The organism is Chryseobacterium indologenes (genome assembly GCF_002025665.1).
GTDB lineage: Bacteria > Bacteroidota > Bacteroidia > Flavobacteriales > Weeksellaceae > Chryseobacterium > Chryseobacterium metallicongregator.
The window spans coordinates 1879495-1894993 of sequence record NZ_CP018786.1 but is presented as its reverse complement, the minus strand read 5'-3'; the positions used below and the strand labels follow the sequence as shown (position 1 = coordinate 1894993).

Sequence of the window (15499 nt, the reverse complement as noted above, 5' to 3'; positions counted from 1 at the left end):
ATAAAATACAATAATGGGAGTTACTAAAACAGAAATTTATACTGACGAGCAAAATAAGCTGGCTTCTCTGCTTAAAGTTTTGGGACATCCGGCAAGAATCGCTATTTTACAGTATATCATTAATCAAAAAGCATGCATCTGTAATGATCTTGTTGAAGAACTTGGATTGGCACAGGCTACGATCTCTCAGCATTTAAAAGAGTTGAAGAATATAGGAATTATCAAAGGTTCCATTGAAGGAAAATCTGTATGCTACTGCATTAATGAAAGCAACTGGAAGCAGTTTCAAAATGAATTCAACCTGTTTTTTAATCAGGATGTTAGTATAAAACAATGCTGTTAAGGCATTTTTTTGAACTAATACATCGTAATATTGCAATATAACGTTTAAAAAATTATAACACTAAATTTTAATCTACTATGAGACTATCAGAAATTAAGGAAATTCTTCCCACCCTGAAAAATGTTGAATTTCAATTAGAAAACGGAAATTTTGTCCCTGAACATTTCCATGTAACAGAAGTGGGTCAGATCATTAAAAACTTTATCGATTGTGGCGGAGTAATCAGAAATGAAAAAGTGGTCAACTTTCAGCTATGGGATACTGATGATTATGAACACCGACTGAAACCGGGAAAACTGCTTCATATCATTCTGCTTTCTGAAGAAAAACTCGGGATAGAAGATAACGAAATTGAAGTTGAATATCAGGGAGAAACCATTGGAAAATATAACCTTGAATTTAACGGAAAAAACTTTGTACTGAAAAATAAAACAACAGCCTGCCTTGCACAGGAAGCCTGCGGAATTCCTTCCGAAAAACAAAAGAAAAATCTGTCTGAATTATCTGTAAACCCAGCATCAGCCTGCACTCCGGGATCAGGATGCTGCTAATTAATACGAATAAATTATGTATCAAGAATTATTAAATACGGTTCAATCTCTGAAATGGGACGCTATAGATACCGATAGAAAAGAGGTTTTGAAACCATTGATCAGTTTTATACAGCAAAAAGTGGATGATAGCCAAGAAATCAACCTGAATTTTATCTGCACCCACAATTCCCGACGAAGCCATCTGGCACAGATTTGGGCACAGGTGGCAGCTTCTTTCTTTACCATTCCGCAAGTCCATTGCTATTCCGGAGGAACGGAAACAACGGCATTATTTCCTAAGATCGCGGAAGTTTTAGCAGAACAGGGCTTTTCAATTTTCGGCATTGCCGATACAACCAATCCTGTATATGCTATAAAATATGATGATAACAGCCTTCCAATAATTGGCTTTTCAAAAAAATACGAGAGTCTGTTCAATCCTGTTTCGGGATTTGCAGCAATTATGACCTGTTCGCAGGCAGATGGTGGATGTCCTTTTATTCCCGGTGCAGAAAAAAGAATTCCGATCACATTTGAAGATCCTAAGATTTCAGATCATACACCGGAACAAACAGCAGTATATACTGAAAGAAGCTTACAAATTGCAACAGAAATGTTTTATGTTTTTTCTAAAATCAAAAAATAATCATGCAGCCCAGATTAAAATTTCTTGACCGTTATCTTACCTTATGGATCTTTCTGGCTATGGGGATAGGAATTGCTTTGGGACATTTTTTCCCGGTCATTCCTACTATTATCAATTCACAGTCGGTGGGTACTACTAATATTCCTCTGGCCATCGGACTCATTTTGATGATGTATCCGCCATTAGCTAAGGTTGACTATACTCTTCTGCCGTTGGTTTTTAAAGATAAAAAAGTAATCAGCATTTCTTTATTGCTCAACTGGATTATTGGCCCGGTTCTGATGTTTGGTCTTGCCATCCTTTTTTTAAGACATGAACCTGATTATATGTCAGGCTTAATTCTCATTGGATTGGCCAGATGTATTGCCATGGTTATTGTCTGGAATGATCTCGCCAAAGGAAACAGAGAATATGCAGCATTATTGGTGGCCTTAAACAGTATCTTTCAGGTGTTCACTTACAGTTTTCTGGTTTGGCTGTTTATCAATGTACTTCCTACTCAACTTGGTCTGGCAAGCTTTAATGTGAATGTTTCTATGAGGGACATCACAGAAAGCGTATTGATTTATCTGGGAATTCCTTTTCTGGCAGGATTTCTTAGTCGTTATTTCCTGATTAAATCAAAAGGTAAAGACTGGTATAACAGAAAATTTGTGCCTAAGGTATCTCCTGTGACATTGTATGCCTTGTTATTTACCATCGTACTGATGTTTAGCTTAAAAGGTTCTAAAATACTGGAATTACCAATGGATGTCATCAAAGTAGCCGTCCCATTGGTTATCTATTTTGTTTTGATGTTTTTTATAAGTTTTATGATCAACAAAACATTAAAAGTCTCTTATGATAAAAATGCATCTATAGCCTTTACTGCTACCGGAAATAATTTTGAACTGGCTATTGCTGTGGCCATCTCAGTCTTTGGCATTCATTCACCGCAGGCATTTGTAGGCGTGATTGGTCCATTGGTAGAGGTTCCGGTTTTAATACTTCTGGTAAAAGCCAGTTTATTCTTGAAAAAGAAATGGTATCATTAATCTTATTACAAAATAAGAAGCATCACCGAAATAGTGATGCTTTTTTGTGGATATCAGTTCTTAATCAATTTATAATTTCCATTGTCTTCATCTTTAGCTATGGTATAGCCGTCTGTCAGTTCAAGGATCCACCCATCCCCTGATACTTTTTTATTTTCAGTTTTCACTGGATTTGATATTGAAATTTTATCCCAGTTGGGGCTCATCAATGCTCCATTTTCAACTGTCAGAATACCCCACAAATCAGTAATCCGGATATTGGGATATACTGTCCCTTGATCTTCTACAGGCACAATATTTCTTGGATCAAACGAAACATTCATTTTTTCAAATTTGATTTCAAAGTGAGGCTGTTGAATGAATTTAAGTTTGTATTCAGCAATACGTTTTTTCATTTGTTCTTCTCTATCGGTTTCCTGTTTTATAATTGATGTACCATTATAATTGTCAGATAGTTTTTCAACTGCTTTTTGCAGGTCAGTCTGAATCCTTATATCAAATGCTTTAATGAAATAGCCGGTCAGATCAGTTTTTGCATTAATTTTTTTGTTCCAGTCCGGATCTTTAAGATACAGCAAATATCCATAAACAGGTGTTGTATAATAAGCAAATGAACGTACAAATGTTGGATTTTTCATAAAACCATCAATGCTATTCAAAAGATATAATCCTGTCTGATCTTTATTTCTGCCACTCACAATCAGCCCTGTAAACTCAGCAATTCCTTCATTCAGTTCCAGCAGGTTTTCTGTAGTCTCTGAACCTTTGTAAAGCCTATTCCTATATTTTCTAAAGGTCAATGCATTGGTGAGGTGATGGGTATATTCCTTTTCTGAAGATGATCGGACTGCCTGCTTTAGCGCTTCCAATTCGAGACGAAGGTAAATCCTCCCTTCTTTCTGATCCAGATGATTATTTTCTGCATTGTTAAGAGTAAATCCCAATGAAGGCTGAATGCTGTGAAAAGACTCATGAGCCAAAAGATTAATCCTGTTTTCCTTATTTTGAGAAAGAGGAAGCATGATCATTGCCCATCTTTTTCCACCCCAATTCATAGCGGTATTTGCGATGTTGACAGCAGCAGGCAAAACTCCGGAATAGATAGTGCCATTACGTTTCAGAATTCCCTCCGAATCCGGCTCGTTGGCAAAAAATTCTCTGGTTTTCGGATCGATTAACATCATAGGACCATATAAATCTTTGTTCCAAAGTCCGATATTCTTTTTTGAAGCGGTGTTTAGCTCATCAAAAAAAATAGAAATTGTATCAGAGGAAATAGCTTGTTTTTGTGCTTTTACACCCAATACAAACAAGAAAAAGAAAGCTGTAACAGTCTGCTTCATGGTTAAATCCTTTGGTTAATGTTTTCTATGAAAATACATCGCTGCACCTTATAGTTATATACACATAATAAGTGCAAATTAATACTTTAGGCAGCTAATATAATGAATTACAATGATGAAGAACAATTGCAACCATCAAAAAATAACCTGCAGATAAATTGATTGATGAGCTTCTAAGAAATATATATTGAGCCGTAAAGAAAAGAAAACTTAGCATTTAATAACTAACTTTGTTATTACAGACCTTATATTTTTAGCACAAGATGGAACAGACTGACCTATTGAAAACCATAAATTACTCAGGAATATTTTTTTCCTGTTTTTCGGATTACAGTGAAAAATGTATTCATGCAACTCCCGAACATGTACTGCTCTATTTGTATTCAGGAGAACAAATCATTGAAGACCGGAATACAAAAATAACCATAACAGCAGGAGAATGTGCTTTTATACGGCGTAACCATCGTCTGCTAATGTATAAAAACAGTAAAGGTGATGAACTTTACAAGGGTATTTCATTAACCTTTAACCGTAACTTACTCCGGGATTTTTATCATAAACTAAATAAATCGGATCTGCCTCAGAAGGTTCATTTTTCTGAAGAAAATGTATTTAAAATAGAACCGCGTGCCGATATTACAAGCCTATTTCAATCGCTTACTCCTTATTTTGAGGAGAATACAAGACCAACTGAAGGGGTTGTTCATCTTAAATTACAGGAAGGAATCTACGCCTTACTCAATCATTCAGAGATCTTTTTTCCTATTTTGTTTGATTTTACAGAGCCGTGGAAAATTGATATTATGGAGTTCATGAATGAAAATTATATGGATGAGCTTACCATGGAACAAATTGCTTCCTATACCGGCCGCAGTCTTGCCACTTTCAAGCGTGATTTCCAAAAGATAAGTGACCTGAGCCCGCAAAAATGGCTGATCAGAAAACGTCTTGAAGCCGCCTATTTCAAACTGAAAAACGAAGGCAGGAAAGTACAGGATGTTTATGTAGAGGTTGGATTTAAAAATCCTTCACACTTTTCCACAGCATTCAAAAAACAATACGGATTTTCACCGAAGGAAATTTAACCTGAGCTTCAGAGAAAAGTTATTTGAGCCTCGCAGTAATAGTACTGTGAGGTTCACTTTTTAATTTTGTCCTGTAAATAAATGATAATGAAAACACAGGATATTTTTGAACGGCTCACAGAAGGGGAAACAATTCCTGCAGATGATCCGCAGGCCTTCAGAATGCGTGAAGCCTCTTTTGAAACAAAGAAATTACTGATCAGAATGAACAGTTCTTCTGATCCGGCAGAAATCAGGGAGTTTTTAGGTCAGATCACCAGTAAATACATCGAAGAAAGCACGACCATCTTTACTCCATTATATATCAATTACGGAAAGAATACAAAAATCGGTAAAAACGTGTTCATCAATTTCGGCTGTACATTTCTTGATCTGGGAGGTATTACAATAGAAGATCATGTTTTAATCGCTCCCAACGTCAGTTTACTTTCTGAAACACATCCTGTTTCTTCAGTAAACCGCCACTCTCTTATTCCCGGACGTATTCATATTAAAAAGAATGCATGGATTGGAGCTAACGCAACCATTCTTTCCGGAGTTACCATAGGCGAGAATAGTGTAATAGCTGCCGGAGCAGTTGTCAATAAAGACATTCCGGACAATGTCATTGCGGGAGGAGTTCCTGCAAAAATCATTAAACCTATCTAAAGAAATATTCCCATGAAAAAATGGACAATTTTAACAGCATTTGCATTGCTGTTAACAGGAAAAGCTTATGCACAGCAAAATGAAAAGAAAATGAAAAATACAGAAAAAAACGAACACTATACTTTTAAACTGAGTGACAATGTTATCCGTAAAAAAGTACATTTTAAAAATCGTTACGGAATATTACTTACCGGTGATCTATACAGTCCTTTATCCCTCGTTAAAAATAAAGGGCTATCAGCTATTGCCATAAGCGGACCTTTTGGGGCAGTAAAAGAACAGTCATCCGGTCTCTATGCCAATCAGATGGCAGAACGTGGATTTATTGTATTGGCATTTGATCCGTCGTATACCGGGGAAAGTGGCTGAGAACCGAGAAGTGTGGCATCTCCTGATATCAATACGGAAGATTTCAGTGCTGCAGTAGATTTTCTGGGATTACAGAAAGAAGTGGACAGAAACCGTATAGGAATTATCGGAATATGCGGATTCGGAGGGTTTGCATTAAATGCTGCAGCAGTGGATCAACGGATAAAAGCGGTTGCAACAACCAGTATGTATGATATGTCACGGGTAATGTCCAGAGGATATTATGACGCCATCACTCCGGAACAGCGTACGCAATTGTTACAGCAACTTGGTGAACAACGCTGGAAAGATGCAGAAAAGGGAACATTTCAGCCCGGACCAAGGCTGAATGCTGAAAAACTGAAAGGAGATGAACCTCAGTTTGTAAAAGAATACTTTGATTACTACCGTACTCCGAGAGGGTTTCATAAACGTTCATTAAACTCAATTGGTTCCTGGAATGCAACCAATGCACTCTCTTTTATGAATATGCCATTACTCACCTATATCAAAGAAATTTCTCCCCGTCCAGTACTGATTATTGCCGGAGAAAAAGCACATTCCAGATACTTCAGTGAGGATGCTTACAAGATGGCTGCCGAACCTAAGGAGTTAATAATCATTCCTGACGCTGTACATACAGATCTTTACGACAAAACAGAAATTATCCCTTTCGATAAACTGGATGTTTTTTTTAAGGAAAACCTGAAATAAGATTATTTGTAAAACCAGATTCATTAATACAAAAGCCTGCAAATAGCAGGCTTTTGCGACGTATTGGAAAATAAAAAATTTGAATATTTTAAACCCTAAATCCCGGAATATTTTAATAAAAACAGAGGGAATGTTTTATTAAAATAGTCTTCCAACAGGATAAGGTATTCTTTTTAGTGTGTGTTCTTAGAATCGGAAATGCAATAACTTTAAGTCCAAAATATTGCACCAGTTTATTACAATCCCAGTTTCTTTTTGATGGCTTCCATTTCTGCTTCTATTTTTTTGATTTTGGTTTTCTGTTCTTCTATCTCAGCCTGCTGATCCTGAATAGCTTTTGTAAGGGCAGGAACAAGTGAAGCGTAGTCAACAGCCCAGGCTTCTCTGGTATCATCTTTTGGTTTATAGACGGCTTCAGGAATTATTTTATAGAGATCCTGTGCCAGGAATCCTATTTTATGCTGAGTCTTCTGTGTCGGATTCACAGCCGGTTTACCTTCTTTAATCTGATTATTAGCTGACAGCTCGTATTGTTTCGGCTTTAATGCCATAATGGTAGTAAGACCATACCCTATTTCTTTAACCTGAGTTTTTAAACGCATATCCGAAGTATTGACAAAACCACCTGCAGCACTCACCAACCCGTTACCATCAATTGTCACCTTAGTGCTTCCGTTGTAGCTGTACTTGAATCCTTCCGCCCCAAGATAAATCTGGGTTACAGAGCCATTCAGCGTATTGTATCCGCTTAAATCAAGATGTCCTTTGGTGGCTGCCACTTTATTTCCACCAATACCACCAACTTCCGGTCTGTTCATATTGATATCTCCATTACCATCGATGTCAAGCATACTGTTAACACTGTTACCATAATAGTATCTAAGACCTGTAGTGCCAAGTGTTACCTGAGCAAATGCAGGATTATTACTGTTTCCTTTTAAAGTAAGAAGACCATTGAAAGCATTCACTGAATTGCCGGCAGTCCCAAAAGCTGTAATATCACCGTCTCCATTGAAGTTAAGCTTTCTGTCTCCGTTAAAAAGGTAATCTCCTCCATTCGCCTGGCTGAGCTTCAACTGGGCAACATTATTATTTCCCGCTATCGTTAGCGCTCCTCCAATATTGTTTATGATTCCTGCATTAGCTCCACCTTCAGTTGTTTTGGTGGAAGAATTAAGAAACATATCCATAGAAGTTCCCACATCATTCGTGAGCCTTAAAAGAGCGGAAGCATTAGTTCCGGAATTCGTATTGCTGATGGATGTCAGTCCTGCGCCATCTACATTGCTTCTGAAATATAATGCTTTGTCCAAATAATCAATGGCTGTATTCTGTAAAAGTGTACCGCCAAGTCTCACCTCCTGCCCTACAGCTGTAAGGCCGTTGCTTGCCGTTACATTTGCGCTTCCTGAGATATCCCATGTAGAAGCAGCTCCCGTAAGACCTGTACTGATCAGCTGAAGACTCTGATTAGGACCTACTGCCATACTTGCATTACCATTAATTGTTTCTGAAGCTGAAGGAGTTATTGTAATGGTAAAAGCCGTATTATTTCTGATGGTATACATACGGCCTTTGAAATTACCTGTACCAGATATTGCTGTTGGTAATGTAAAAGCAGCATTAGTAGTTCCGTTATACGAGATATGAAAATCTGCAGAAGTCATTGTATAAGCTGCGGAAGTAACAGCACTGTATTTCGCAGCTAAAGATCCGTTTACGTCCAGTGTTGAACCTGGTTGAGCTGTATTGATCCCGACACTTTGAGCAGACACAATACCGTAAGAGAGCAAAGCCACTGCTACTGATAATGTAGTAAAGTTTTTAAACATTATTATTTGATTATGAGTTATTAATGAAGTGAAGAAATCTTAGGAAAACAATTGCCGATTCAGAGTCTTTTCAAAAGATTGAAGACTTTAACCATGGGTATTCCCGAAAGACTTGAATGAAGAAAATCATGATTATATTTTTTCATTGTTTCCCGTTTTATTTAGTACAAAGCTAAATTTTCAGAAATCCTTTTTGAAAAAATAGATGTAAATAAATCTCCATTTTAGTGTGGAAAAATTATTACAAAACAGGACCATAAAAAGTCATTATTTATTTGTATAAAAATAGAATCTGAAATATTTTTCTCATGAATATCAGAGGACTTCCTGCAGGAAATGAACTATCTTTATTCTTCACAAATTTTTCACAACCTATGAAGTTAGAATTATATCAGATAGATGCTTTTACAGAATCTGTTTTCCATGGAAACCCTGCCTGTGTTGTTCCATTAAAAAACTGGTTACCGGATGAAACCCTTTTAAAAATAGCCCGTGAAAATGCAGTAGCAGAAACCGCTTTTTTCATTGATAACGGTGATACCATTCACTTAAGATGGTTTACCCCTGAAATAGAGATGGATTTATGTGGGCATGCTACTCTTGCTACCGCTCATTGTCTTGTTTCCCTCTTACATTATCAGGGTAATAGAATCATTTTTGAAACCAAAAGTGGTGAACTGACAGTAGATGTTAAAGATGGAATGTATTATATGGATTTTCCATCAAGAATGCCCGAAGCCTCTGCTCTTCCGGATATTATATCCAGATCACTTACTATACAGCCGAAAGAAGTCTTAAAATCAAGAGATTATGTACTGGTATACGATTCTGAAGAAGATATAAAGAATATCAACATTGAAAGATCCGTTTTTGATCTTATCAATCTGGATCCTGGCGGCGTTGTAGTAACAGCAGCGGGTACTGATTGTGATTTTGTCTCAAGATATTTCACCTCACAATCCTCCATTCTTGAAGATCCGGTTACCGGCTCTGCACACTGTTCACTGATTCCCTTCTGGTCATCAAGATTAGGAAAAGATAAGCTTTTTGCTCGTCAGATCTCTGAAAGAGGCGGACAGCTCTATTGTGAGAACAAAAACGAAAGGGTAATTGTGGCGGGGAAAGCCCAAACATACTCTGTGGGATATTTCTGGGTAGAGTAAGAGAATATAATATTGTAATACATCTTTGAATCAAATAATTCAAAGATGTAAGTTAATCTGTCTGTATTTTCAAAAATAAAAAAAAATTGGCTACTCTTTTGGTAGCCAATTTTGTAGTTATTTCTATGATATTTTAATCATTCTTGGTGGTTTCCGCTTCGCATCTTCTTTTTTCGGGATGGTTAACATTAAAAGGCCATTTTCATATTTTGCATTAATATTATCCTGATCCACAACATCTTTGGAAGCTCAAAACTTTTTTGATAGATTGGTAACTGAATTCTCTTCTTGTGAAATTTTCATCTTTTGTCTCTTTACGATCTTCCTTCGCTGATAAAATGGTAAGCAGGTTACCATCCAGCCTGATCTGAAAATCATTTTTATCCATACCTGGTGCTGCAGCCAGAACTTCATAAGCCTTTCCGTTGTGATTAAACTGTATAAACTTAAATAATATTTCTAATAATAATAGTCTATTTCTAAAACATAAAATAAACTAAAGTGTGATGCATTGTATTTTTATATTTCAAAAGTATTTTATCTCAATTTTATTTGTAATTTAACAATCTGAGCTAAGTGCCACATATAGAATAACTTGGCACAAACCGGAGATATACCCATATTGTAACAAGAAAAAAGATAATTAAAAGATTGCAATAAAAAAGTACCATGATAAAGTCTGTGAATATCAAATTGTTATTAGTCCTTCTTGCCATTGTTTTTGCATTTGATTTAATATTTATTGCTATGGATCATAGTTCTTGGCGGTTTTTTACCAAGCCACTGTTGTTACCTATTGTTATCTGGTTTTATTTTACGTATTCTAAACAAAATATATGTCGGATCAACCAATGGTTTTTATCTGGATTAATTTTGAGCTTTTTGGGTGATGTGTTTTTGTTATTTGGATGGGGATTTATACCCGGTTTGGGAAGCTTTTTATTGGCTCATATTTGTTACATCGCTTATTTTTTGAAGATTAAAAAGAAAAATGCATGGAGTTGGCTTCCCTTTGTTTTTCTATATTTAGGTTCATTTATTTACTATATATATCCTTATTTAAACGAAATGAAGATACCCGTGGTAATTTACGGAATTACCATTGCTACGATGCTGTATTTTAGTATCAGAACTTATTCTTTATTATTAATCCTGGGAGCTGTTTTGTTTGTAATATCAGATTCTGTATTGGCCATTAATATTTTCGTACAGCATAGTATTGGGAAAGAACTTGTTGTGATGATTACTTATGTTTTAGCCCAATTGATGTTGGTGTTGGGAGTGGTTGACATTGAAAAAAAGAACAGAATTATCCGATAAAATCAAGGCTTATGAAAAGAAAAGATAACCGTTTTTTTCATAGTATTGGCCTATTCTGTCCATTGGATTTTACCGATCCTGTTACTTATTTTATTCCTGTGTTTATCTTGTTGATAGTAGGGGAAATATTTTTGTATCAGATTCCTCAAAAAGTATTCACAAAAAGACTCATCAAAGATAATGTATCGAGTATCGGATTGGGGATAGGGGCAGTAATATTAGACTTTGGGATGAAAGCTATTTCATTGTCCTACTTTTTTTGGATTTACAATCATTTTAGACTTACTGATATTTTCGGGATCAAAGATTTCAATAAATTCTTCACTTTAAAATGGCATGCGGATCACTGGTGGCTTTGGTTATTGGTTATGATTGTTCAGGATTTTGGCTTTTACTGGCATCATAGATTGAGTCATAAAATCAGATTATTTTGGACAGGTCATGTCAATCATCATTCGGCTAATCATTTGAGTCTTGCTATTGCATTACGTCAAGGGTGGTTTGAAATCATATATCGAGATATTTGGTATATCCCTTTTATCATTATTGGTTTTCATCCTATTATGATTGCTATGATGCATCAATTTAACTTGATTTTTCAATTTTGGCCGCATACTAATGCTATTGGAAAATTAGGGTGGTTCGATAAAATATTCAATTCTCCATCCAATCATCGGGTGCATCATTCTCGAAAAGTTGAAGATTTAGATAATAACTATGGAGGTATTTTGATGATTTGGGATCATCTTTTCGGCACGTACAAAGCGGAAGAAAAGAAAACGACGGAGTACGGCATTTATCATAACATTCATACTTATAATGTTTTTCATATCGTCTTTGATGAGTTTGGAAATATGATAAAGGATGTCCGAAATGCACCTACATGGAAAGCGAAATTGGGGTATATATTCAATGCTCCGGGCTGGCATCATAATGATAAAGATGAGCGGATTTCTACTTTGAAGCGGGAATTAGAAGAAAAGATGAATTGATGGTTGTCTTGCATGAAAACAAATACGATTCTCGTCAGGTATGCAATTTTTTCATAGCAAGTAAGAATAATCTAACCTATAACATTTGACCGTCTGATTTTATAAAACTAAAAGATTTCATAACAAAGCGTCATAAAACAGTAAACTATCTGGTTGTAGACCAGCTTGACCGTTTTAGGCGTGTAGCTAATGAAGCCTTTACAATGATGAATATCAGTATAGCCGACCGGAAATCAAGCAATTTAGAACATAAAAAAAGGAGACATTCATTTTTGAATGTCTCCTTAAGTTTATTGAACATTTTTCAAAAATTCCATCAACGATAATTCGTACATTGTAATAGCTATGACTTAATCTAATAGCTAGCCATTAAAAAACTATCCACAATGTGCATTTCTACAACAGGATAGGTAGAAGCTGAGCCAAACTTTCTATCTGTAAAAAATTATTTGGTTTGACTTTCTCATCATTTTTTTCATGCTCCCAAGTTACATGATACGGAACATGTATTGCTTGTGCTCCGACTTCTAAAACAGGCAAAATATCTGAATTTATTGAATTCCCAATCATCAAGAAATCTCCTGCCTCGCATTCAAGTTTACTCATGAGCTTTAAATAATCATTATTCTTTTTATTACTCATAATCTCAACATGATGAAAATACTTTTGGAGACCCGAATTATTTAGTTTCCTTTCCTGATCCAAAAGATCTCCTTTGGTGGCTACTATCAATTTGTAGTTTTTATTAAGTTGAGCCAATGTCTCTTCTACACCATCCAGCAATTCAATTGGCATCCTTAATAGATCCTGCCCAATTTCTATAATCTTATTCACTGTTTTTAAAGATAATTGGCCTGCTGAGATTCTACTCGCTGTTTCTATCATACAAAGTATAAAACCTTTCACTCCATATCCATATAAGGATAGATTATTCATTTCCGTTTCAAATAGTTCTTTTGATATTGAATGTTGAGGAAGATAATTTTCTAATAATTGGCAAAATTCAACCTCTGCCTTTTGGTAATAGGGTTCATTTATCCATAAAGTATCATCAGCATCAAAGGCTATAATCTTGATGGACTCTCTATTTATATTCATTATATTAATTATTCAATTTTTAATATTATCTAATTTGGGTATTACTGTACTGTTCCCATAAAGATATCAGATTTAATTCTGAATCATAGATAGCATTAAACGCAAAAACCTCACCTTTAGAAACATAATCGTATATATATAAATCGGTTAAAGGGGTTGGAATATCCGCCAAATTTTCAGCATCTATCCATTGTAGTTCTCCTTCATTACAATATGGGGCATCTACAAATTCGATATCTGATACATATACATAACTTATCCAATTGTATTTCACAGGTGATGTTTCAGTTAAAATCCCACAAAACTGTTTCGAAGTAATATGAATTCCCGTTTCTTCCATTACTTCACGTACCACAGCATCGTCAGGATTTTCAAATGGATCTATTTTTCCGCCAACGGGAACATACATATCTTTATTTGGTTCTTTTAGTCTTTTTAGCAACAAAAATTTATCCTTGTTTCTTAATATACATAGCGTAGCTACCTTCTTCATTCCATTCACACAATTATTCATGTCTTTTTACCTTTTTAAACAAAAATAATAAAATTCCAAAAGAGTTTTCAATACCTGAACTGCATATATCTTCAACAAAATTATAAATTACCTCTTGTATCTGAGCTATGAGATTGAATGGTTAAGGGAATATTGAACACATAATAATGAAGAATGGGAATCTTCTAATAGCAAATATTTTCTTATATTAAGAAATATTCAAAACTCGAACACATTTTACATTATTCCAAAATAATGTAATCAGTTGAAAATCAATACGTATAGAATATATAAAAAAAGGGAGACATTCAAAAATGAATGTCTCCCTTAGCGGAGAGTGAGGGATTCGAACCCCCGGACCTGTTACAGTCAACAGTTTTCAAGACTGCCGCAATCGACCACTCTGCCAACTCTCCCTAAACTCCGGCTATACCGTTGTTTTCAGTGGTGCAAATATAGAACGATTTTTAATTTCTGCAAAACTTTTACTACACAAATTTTAACAAAACTTAATAATAGACTAGGAATCAGGGGAATTATTTTTTTATAGAAAATAATATATAAATAAAAATTATCCTGTCTAAATAGTCTTTTGATCATACCTTACATTTTGTGGCAAAGGTAATGACAGTGTTTTATCGACAACCTTTTGTCTCATCAATGATTTTTTATTGAAATGTCTTGATATATTTTGAGATAATTCTTTAAAATTGTCTGATCCATCTTTTCCCTTATAATAAAAAATCTTTATGGATTTACAATTATTATGTTCAAATAAAGTATTCAATAATGTCCTATCTGAAAGTCCGCAAGAATGCCCCATAATATATATTTGATAATCATCAGCTTCAATCCAGTTTAACAATTTTCTATAATTAGAATTATTCAAATACATAAAAGATTTAATGTTTTCAAGAAAATCATTATCATTTGTGTTTTCCAAAAACTTATAATGATCATCCATCTCATCTCCGAAACCAAAATTAATTGGGTTAATAACATCATTTAATTGACCATGAATTTGTATATGTGAAGATTCACCAAAAAATCTTGAATTTTTAAAATTTAAATTAGTAACATAATTTTCTACATTGGAAGTATAGTTGAAATCCAAAAAGAAATTTTCATAAGCGCTATTTGATTTATCGATGTATCCTTCTGAAAATAAATAATCAAAATCTTCGAGTTTTTTTCTGTAGTCTGGTGGGAATTCTAAGTAGAATGGATTATCCTCATTATATTGTGATTTTAAATTTTTAAACTTATACTCAAATAAACTTAAAATAGATTCACAATGAGAATAAGAAGTACTAAGCTGATATTTTTTTTCAATTTTTTCAGTTAAATAATATTCTAAAAGATTTTTTATTGAAGTGAATTCTTCGTTTAGTTGTTTAACAGTGCCTATATGCATATATTTTCCTTCGCCTGTAATTAATGATATCAAAACTTGGTAATAAGAGTTTTCAATGTCCACCCAATTAATTGCCTGTCTAACTGTTATTAATTCAAAAAATTTATTCTTAAAGGAAAATACTTTTTGATAATCCTCATCAAAAGATAAAGTGTTTCTATAAAAAAGGTTAAAACTTGTAGATCCATAATGAGAATCTTTAAACATATAGTTACTACTCCTATAATTAAATTTCATTTTACTACAAAAATCTTTATAGTCTTGATAACTCAGCCCATTTGTAGACAAGTGCATCTCGTCAATTTCAAATAATTCCATAAATAATGGATTAGTTGTTGTTTGATGAAATTCCTGCCAAATAAAATTTAAAAATGAAGAATATGATGTGGGCAATCCATGTGCAAGATCAAACCCATTTCCTACAATGATTAATCTATTCATTTAATTTTAATTTTCTGTCTTAGTTTCTCTCAAATATAATTCTTTTCCTTAT

The 15499-nt window shown here is 34.5% G+C and carries 16 protein-coding genes, 1 tRNA gene and 1 pseudogene; 10 read left to right on the top strand and 8 right to left on the bottom strand.

The annotated features are described in order from the left end of the window. Window positions 1-13 precede the first annotated feature (13 nt). The 4 genes from BUE84_RS08550 (at window position 14) to arsB (ending at window position 2556) form a co-directional block, all read left to right on the top strand. Window positions 14-343 carry an ArsR/SmtB family transcription factor gene (locus BUE84_RS08550; RefSeq protein WP_062670547.1) on the top strand — a complete coding sequence of 110 codons (330 nt, stop codon included), beginning with the start codon at window positions 14-16 and terminating at the stop codon, window positions 341-343. A gap of 77 nt (window positions 344-420) precedes the next feature. Further along, entirely contained in the window at window positions 421-894 is a 474-nt protein-coding gene (locus BUE84_RS08545) for a DUF6428 family protein (RefSeq protein ID WP_079241267.1), read from the top strand. Window positions 895-910: 16 nt separating this feature from the next. Continuing rightward, on the top strand, window positions 911-1522 hold the full coding sequence (locus tag BUE84_RS08540; protein WP_079241266.1) for a low molecular weight phosphatase family protein: 612 nt from the start codon (window positions 911-913) through the stop codon (window positions 1520-1522). A 2-nt stretch (window positions 1523-1524) separates the two neighbouring features. Then, window positions 1525-2556 (top strand): ACR3 family arsenite efflux transporter, encoded by a 1032-nt coding sequence (arsB, locus tag BUE84_RS08535; protein WP_079241265.1) that lies wholly within the window; start codon window positions 1525-1527, stop codon window positions 2554-2556. Between the two features lie 53 nt (window positions 2557-2609). Here the strand turns inward: arsB and BUE84_RS08530 are convergent, their stop codons facing one another. After that, window positions 2610-3899 carry a hypothetical protein gene (locus tag BUE84_RS08530; RefSeq protein WP_079241264.1) on the bottom strand — a complete coding sequence of 430 codons (1290 nt, stop codon included), beginning with the start codon at window positions 3897-3899 and terminating at the stop codon, window positions 2610-2612. A 263-nt stretch (window positions 3900-4162) separates the two neighbouring features. On the opposite strand from BUE84_RS08530, the gene BUE84_RS08525 reads away from it, so the two are divergent. From BUE84_RS08525 to BUE84_RS08515, 3 genes and pseudogenes are all read left to right on the top strand, one after another. Then, the gene (locus tag BUE84_RS08525) at window positions 4163-4984 is read left to right on the top strand and encodes a helix-turn-helix domain-containing protein (protein ID WP_079241263.1); all 822 of its coding nucleotides are present in this window, start codon (window positions 4163-4165) and stop codon (window positions 4982-4984) included. A gap of 81 nt (window positions 4985-5065) precedes the next feature. Next, window positions 5066-5632: a sugar O-acetyltransferase gene (locus tag BUE84_RS08520; RefSeq protein ID WP_079241262.1), complete on the top strand. Its 567-nt coding sequence runs from the start codon at window positions 5066-5068 to the stop codon at window positions 5630-5632. Between the two features lie 12 nt (window positions 5633-5644). Beyond that, window positions 5645-6694 (top strand): annotated as a pseudogene (locus BUE84_RS08515) (alpha/beta hydrolase). Between the two features lie 236 nt (window positions 6695-6930). Here BUE84_RS08515 and BUE84_RS08510 read toward each other — a convergent pair. Next, a complete protein-coding gene (locus BUE84_RS08510; RefSeq protein WP_079241261.1) occupies window positions 6931-8526 on the bottom strand; it encodes a tail fiber domain-containing protein in 1596 nt (531 codons plus the stop codon). A gap of 374 nt (window positions 8527-8900) precedes the next feature. Between BUE84_RS08510 and BUE84_RS08505 the strand changes: the two genes are divergently transcribed. Continuing rightward, window positions 8901-9689 (top strand): PhzF family phenazine biosynthesis protein, encoded by a 789-nt coding sequence (locus BUE84_RS08505; protein WP_079243892.1) that lies wholly within the window; start codon window positions 8901-8903, stop codon window positions 9687-9689. A 123-nt stretch (window positions 9690-9812) separates the two neighbouring features. On the opposite strand, the gene BUE84_RS24930 is transcribed toward BUE84_RS08505, so the two are convergent. Together BUE84_RS24930 and BUE84_RS24805 are read right to left on the bottom strand one after the other, a co-directional pair. Next, window positions 9813-9878 carry a hypothetical protein gene (locus BUE84_RS24930; RefSeq protein WP_262487990.1) on the bottom strand — a complete coding sequence of 22 codons (66 nt, stop codon included), beginning with the start codon at window positions 9876-9878 and terminating at the stop codon, window positions 9813-9815. 31 nt (window positions 9879-9909) lie between these two features. After that, entirely contained in the window at window positions 9910-10077 is a 168-nt protein-coding gene (locus tag BUE84_RS24805; protein WP_238594390.1) for a hypothetical protein, read from the bottom strand. Between the two features lie 281 nt (window positions 10078-10358). Between BUE84_RS24805 and BUE84_RS08495 the strand changes: the two genes are divergently transcribed. Further along, window positions 10359-11009, top strand: a complete 651-nt coding sequence (locus BUE84_RS08495; RefSeq protein WP_079241260.1) for a lysoplasmalogenase — start codon at window positions 10359-10361, stop codon at window positions 11007-11009. Between the two features lie 11 nt (window positions 11010-11020). Further along, a complete protein-coding gene (locus tag BUE84_RS08490) occupies window positions 11021-12001 on the top strand; it encodes a sterol desaturase family protein (RefSeq protein WP_079241259.1) in 981 nt (326 codons plus the stop codon). 396 nt (window positions 12002-12397) lie between these two features. Here BUE84_RS08490 and BUE84_RS08485 read toward each other — a convergent pair whose 3' ends face one another. From BUE84_RS08485 to BUE84_RS08470, 4 genes are all read right to left on the bottom strand, one after another. Beyond that, on the bottom strand, window positions 12398-13099 hold the full coding sequence (locus BUE84_RS08485; RefSeq protein ID WP_079241258.1) for an HAD family hydrolase: 702 nt from the start codon (window positions 13097-13099) through the stop codon (window positions 12398-12400). Window positions 13100-13124: 25 nt separating this feature from the next. Further along, window positions 13125-13592, bottom strand: coding sequence for an NUDIX hydrolase (locus BUE84_RS08480; protein ID WP_238594389.1), 468 nt, complete (start codon window positions 13590-13592; stop codon window positions 13125-13127). 331 nt (window positions 13593-13923) lie between these two features. Further along, window positions 13924-14008 (bottom strand) — tRNA-Ser (locus tag BUE84_RS08475). A gap of 164 nt (window positions 14009-14172) precedes the next feature. Further along, window positions 14173-15447 carry an AbiH family protein gene (locus tag BUE84_RS08470; RefSeq protein ID WP_079241256.1) on the bottom strand — a complete coding sequence of 425 codons (1275 nt, stop codon included), beginning with the start codon at window positions 15445-15447 and terminating at the stop codon, window positions 14173-14175. Window positions 15448-15499 lie beyond the last annotated feature (52 nt).

Excerpts from the sequence above, each read along its gene's own strand:
- BUE84_RS08550 (WP_062670547.1), top strand. The coding sequence starts at position 14 with ATGGGAGTTACTAAAACAGAAATTTATACTGACGAGCAAAATAAGCTG.
- BUE84_RS08545 (WP_079241267.1), top strand. The coding sequence starts at position 421 with ATGAGACTATCAGAAATTAAGGAAATTCTTCCCACCCTGAAAAATGTT.
- BUE84_RS08540 (WP_079241266.1), top strand. The coding sequence starts at position 911 with ATGTATCAAGAATTATTAAATACGGTTCAATCTCTGAAATGGGACGCT.
- arsB (WP_079241265.1), top strand. The coding sequence starts at position 1,525 with ATGCAGCCCAGATTAAAATTTCTTGACCGTTATCTTACCTTATGGATC.
- BUE84_RS08530 (WP_079241264.1), bottom strand. The coding sequence starts at position 3,899 with ATGAAGCAGACTGTTACAGCTTTCTTTTTCTTGTTTGTATTGGGTGTA.
- BUE84_RS08525 (WP_079241263.1), top strand. The coding sequence starts at position 4,163 with ATGGAACAGACTGACCTATTGAAAACCATAAATTACTCAGGAATATTT.
- BUE84_RS08520 (WP_079241262.1), top strand. The coding sequence starts at position 5,066 with ATGATAATGAAAACACAGGATATTTTTGAACGGCTCACAGAAGGGGAA.
- BUE84_RS08510 (WP_079241261.1), bottom strand. The coding sequence starts at position 8,526 with ATGTTTAAAAACTTTACTACATTATCAGTAGCAGTGGCTTTGCTCTCT.
- BUE84_RS08505 (WP_079243892.1), top strand. The coding sequence starts at position 8,901 with ATGAAGTTAGAATTATATCAGATAGATGCTTTTACAGAATCTGTTTTC.
- BUE84_RS24805 (WP_238594390.1), bottom strand. The coding sequence starts at position 10,077 with ATGGATAAAAATGATTTTCAGATCAGGCTGGATGGTAACCTGCTTACC.
- BUE84_RS08495 (WP_079241260.1), top strand. The coding sequence starts at position 10,359 with ATGATAAAGTCTGTGAATATCAAATTGTTATTAGTCCTTCTTGCCATT.
- BUE84_RS08490 (WP_079241259.1), top strand. The coding sequence starts at position 11,021 with ATGAAAAGAAAAGATAACCGTTTTTTTCATAGTATTGGCCTATTCTGT.
- BUE84_RS08485 (WP_079241258.1), bottom strand. The coding sequence starts at position 13,099 with ATGAATATAAATAGAGAGTCCATCAAGATTATAGCCTTTGATGCTGAT.
- BUE84_RS08480 (WP_238594389.1), bottom strand. The coding sequence starts at position 13,592 with ATGAAGAAGGTAGCTACGCTATGTATATTAAGAAACAAGGATAAATTT.
- BUE84_RS08470 (WP_079241256.1), bottom strand. The coding sequence starts at position 15,447 with ATGAATAGATTAATCATTGTAGGAAATGGGTTTGATCTTGCACATGGA.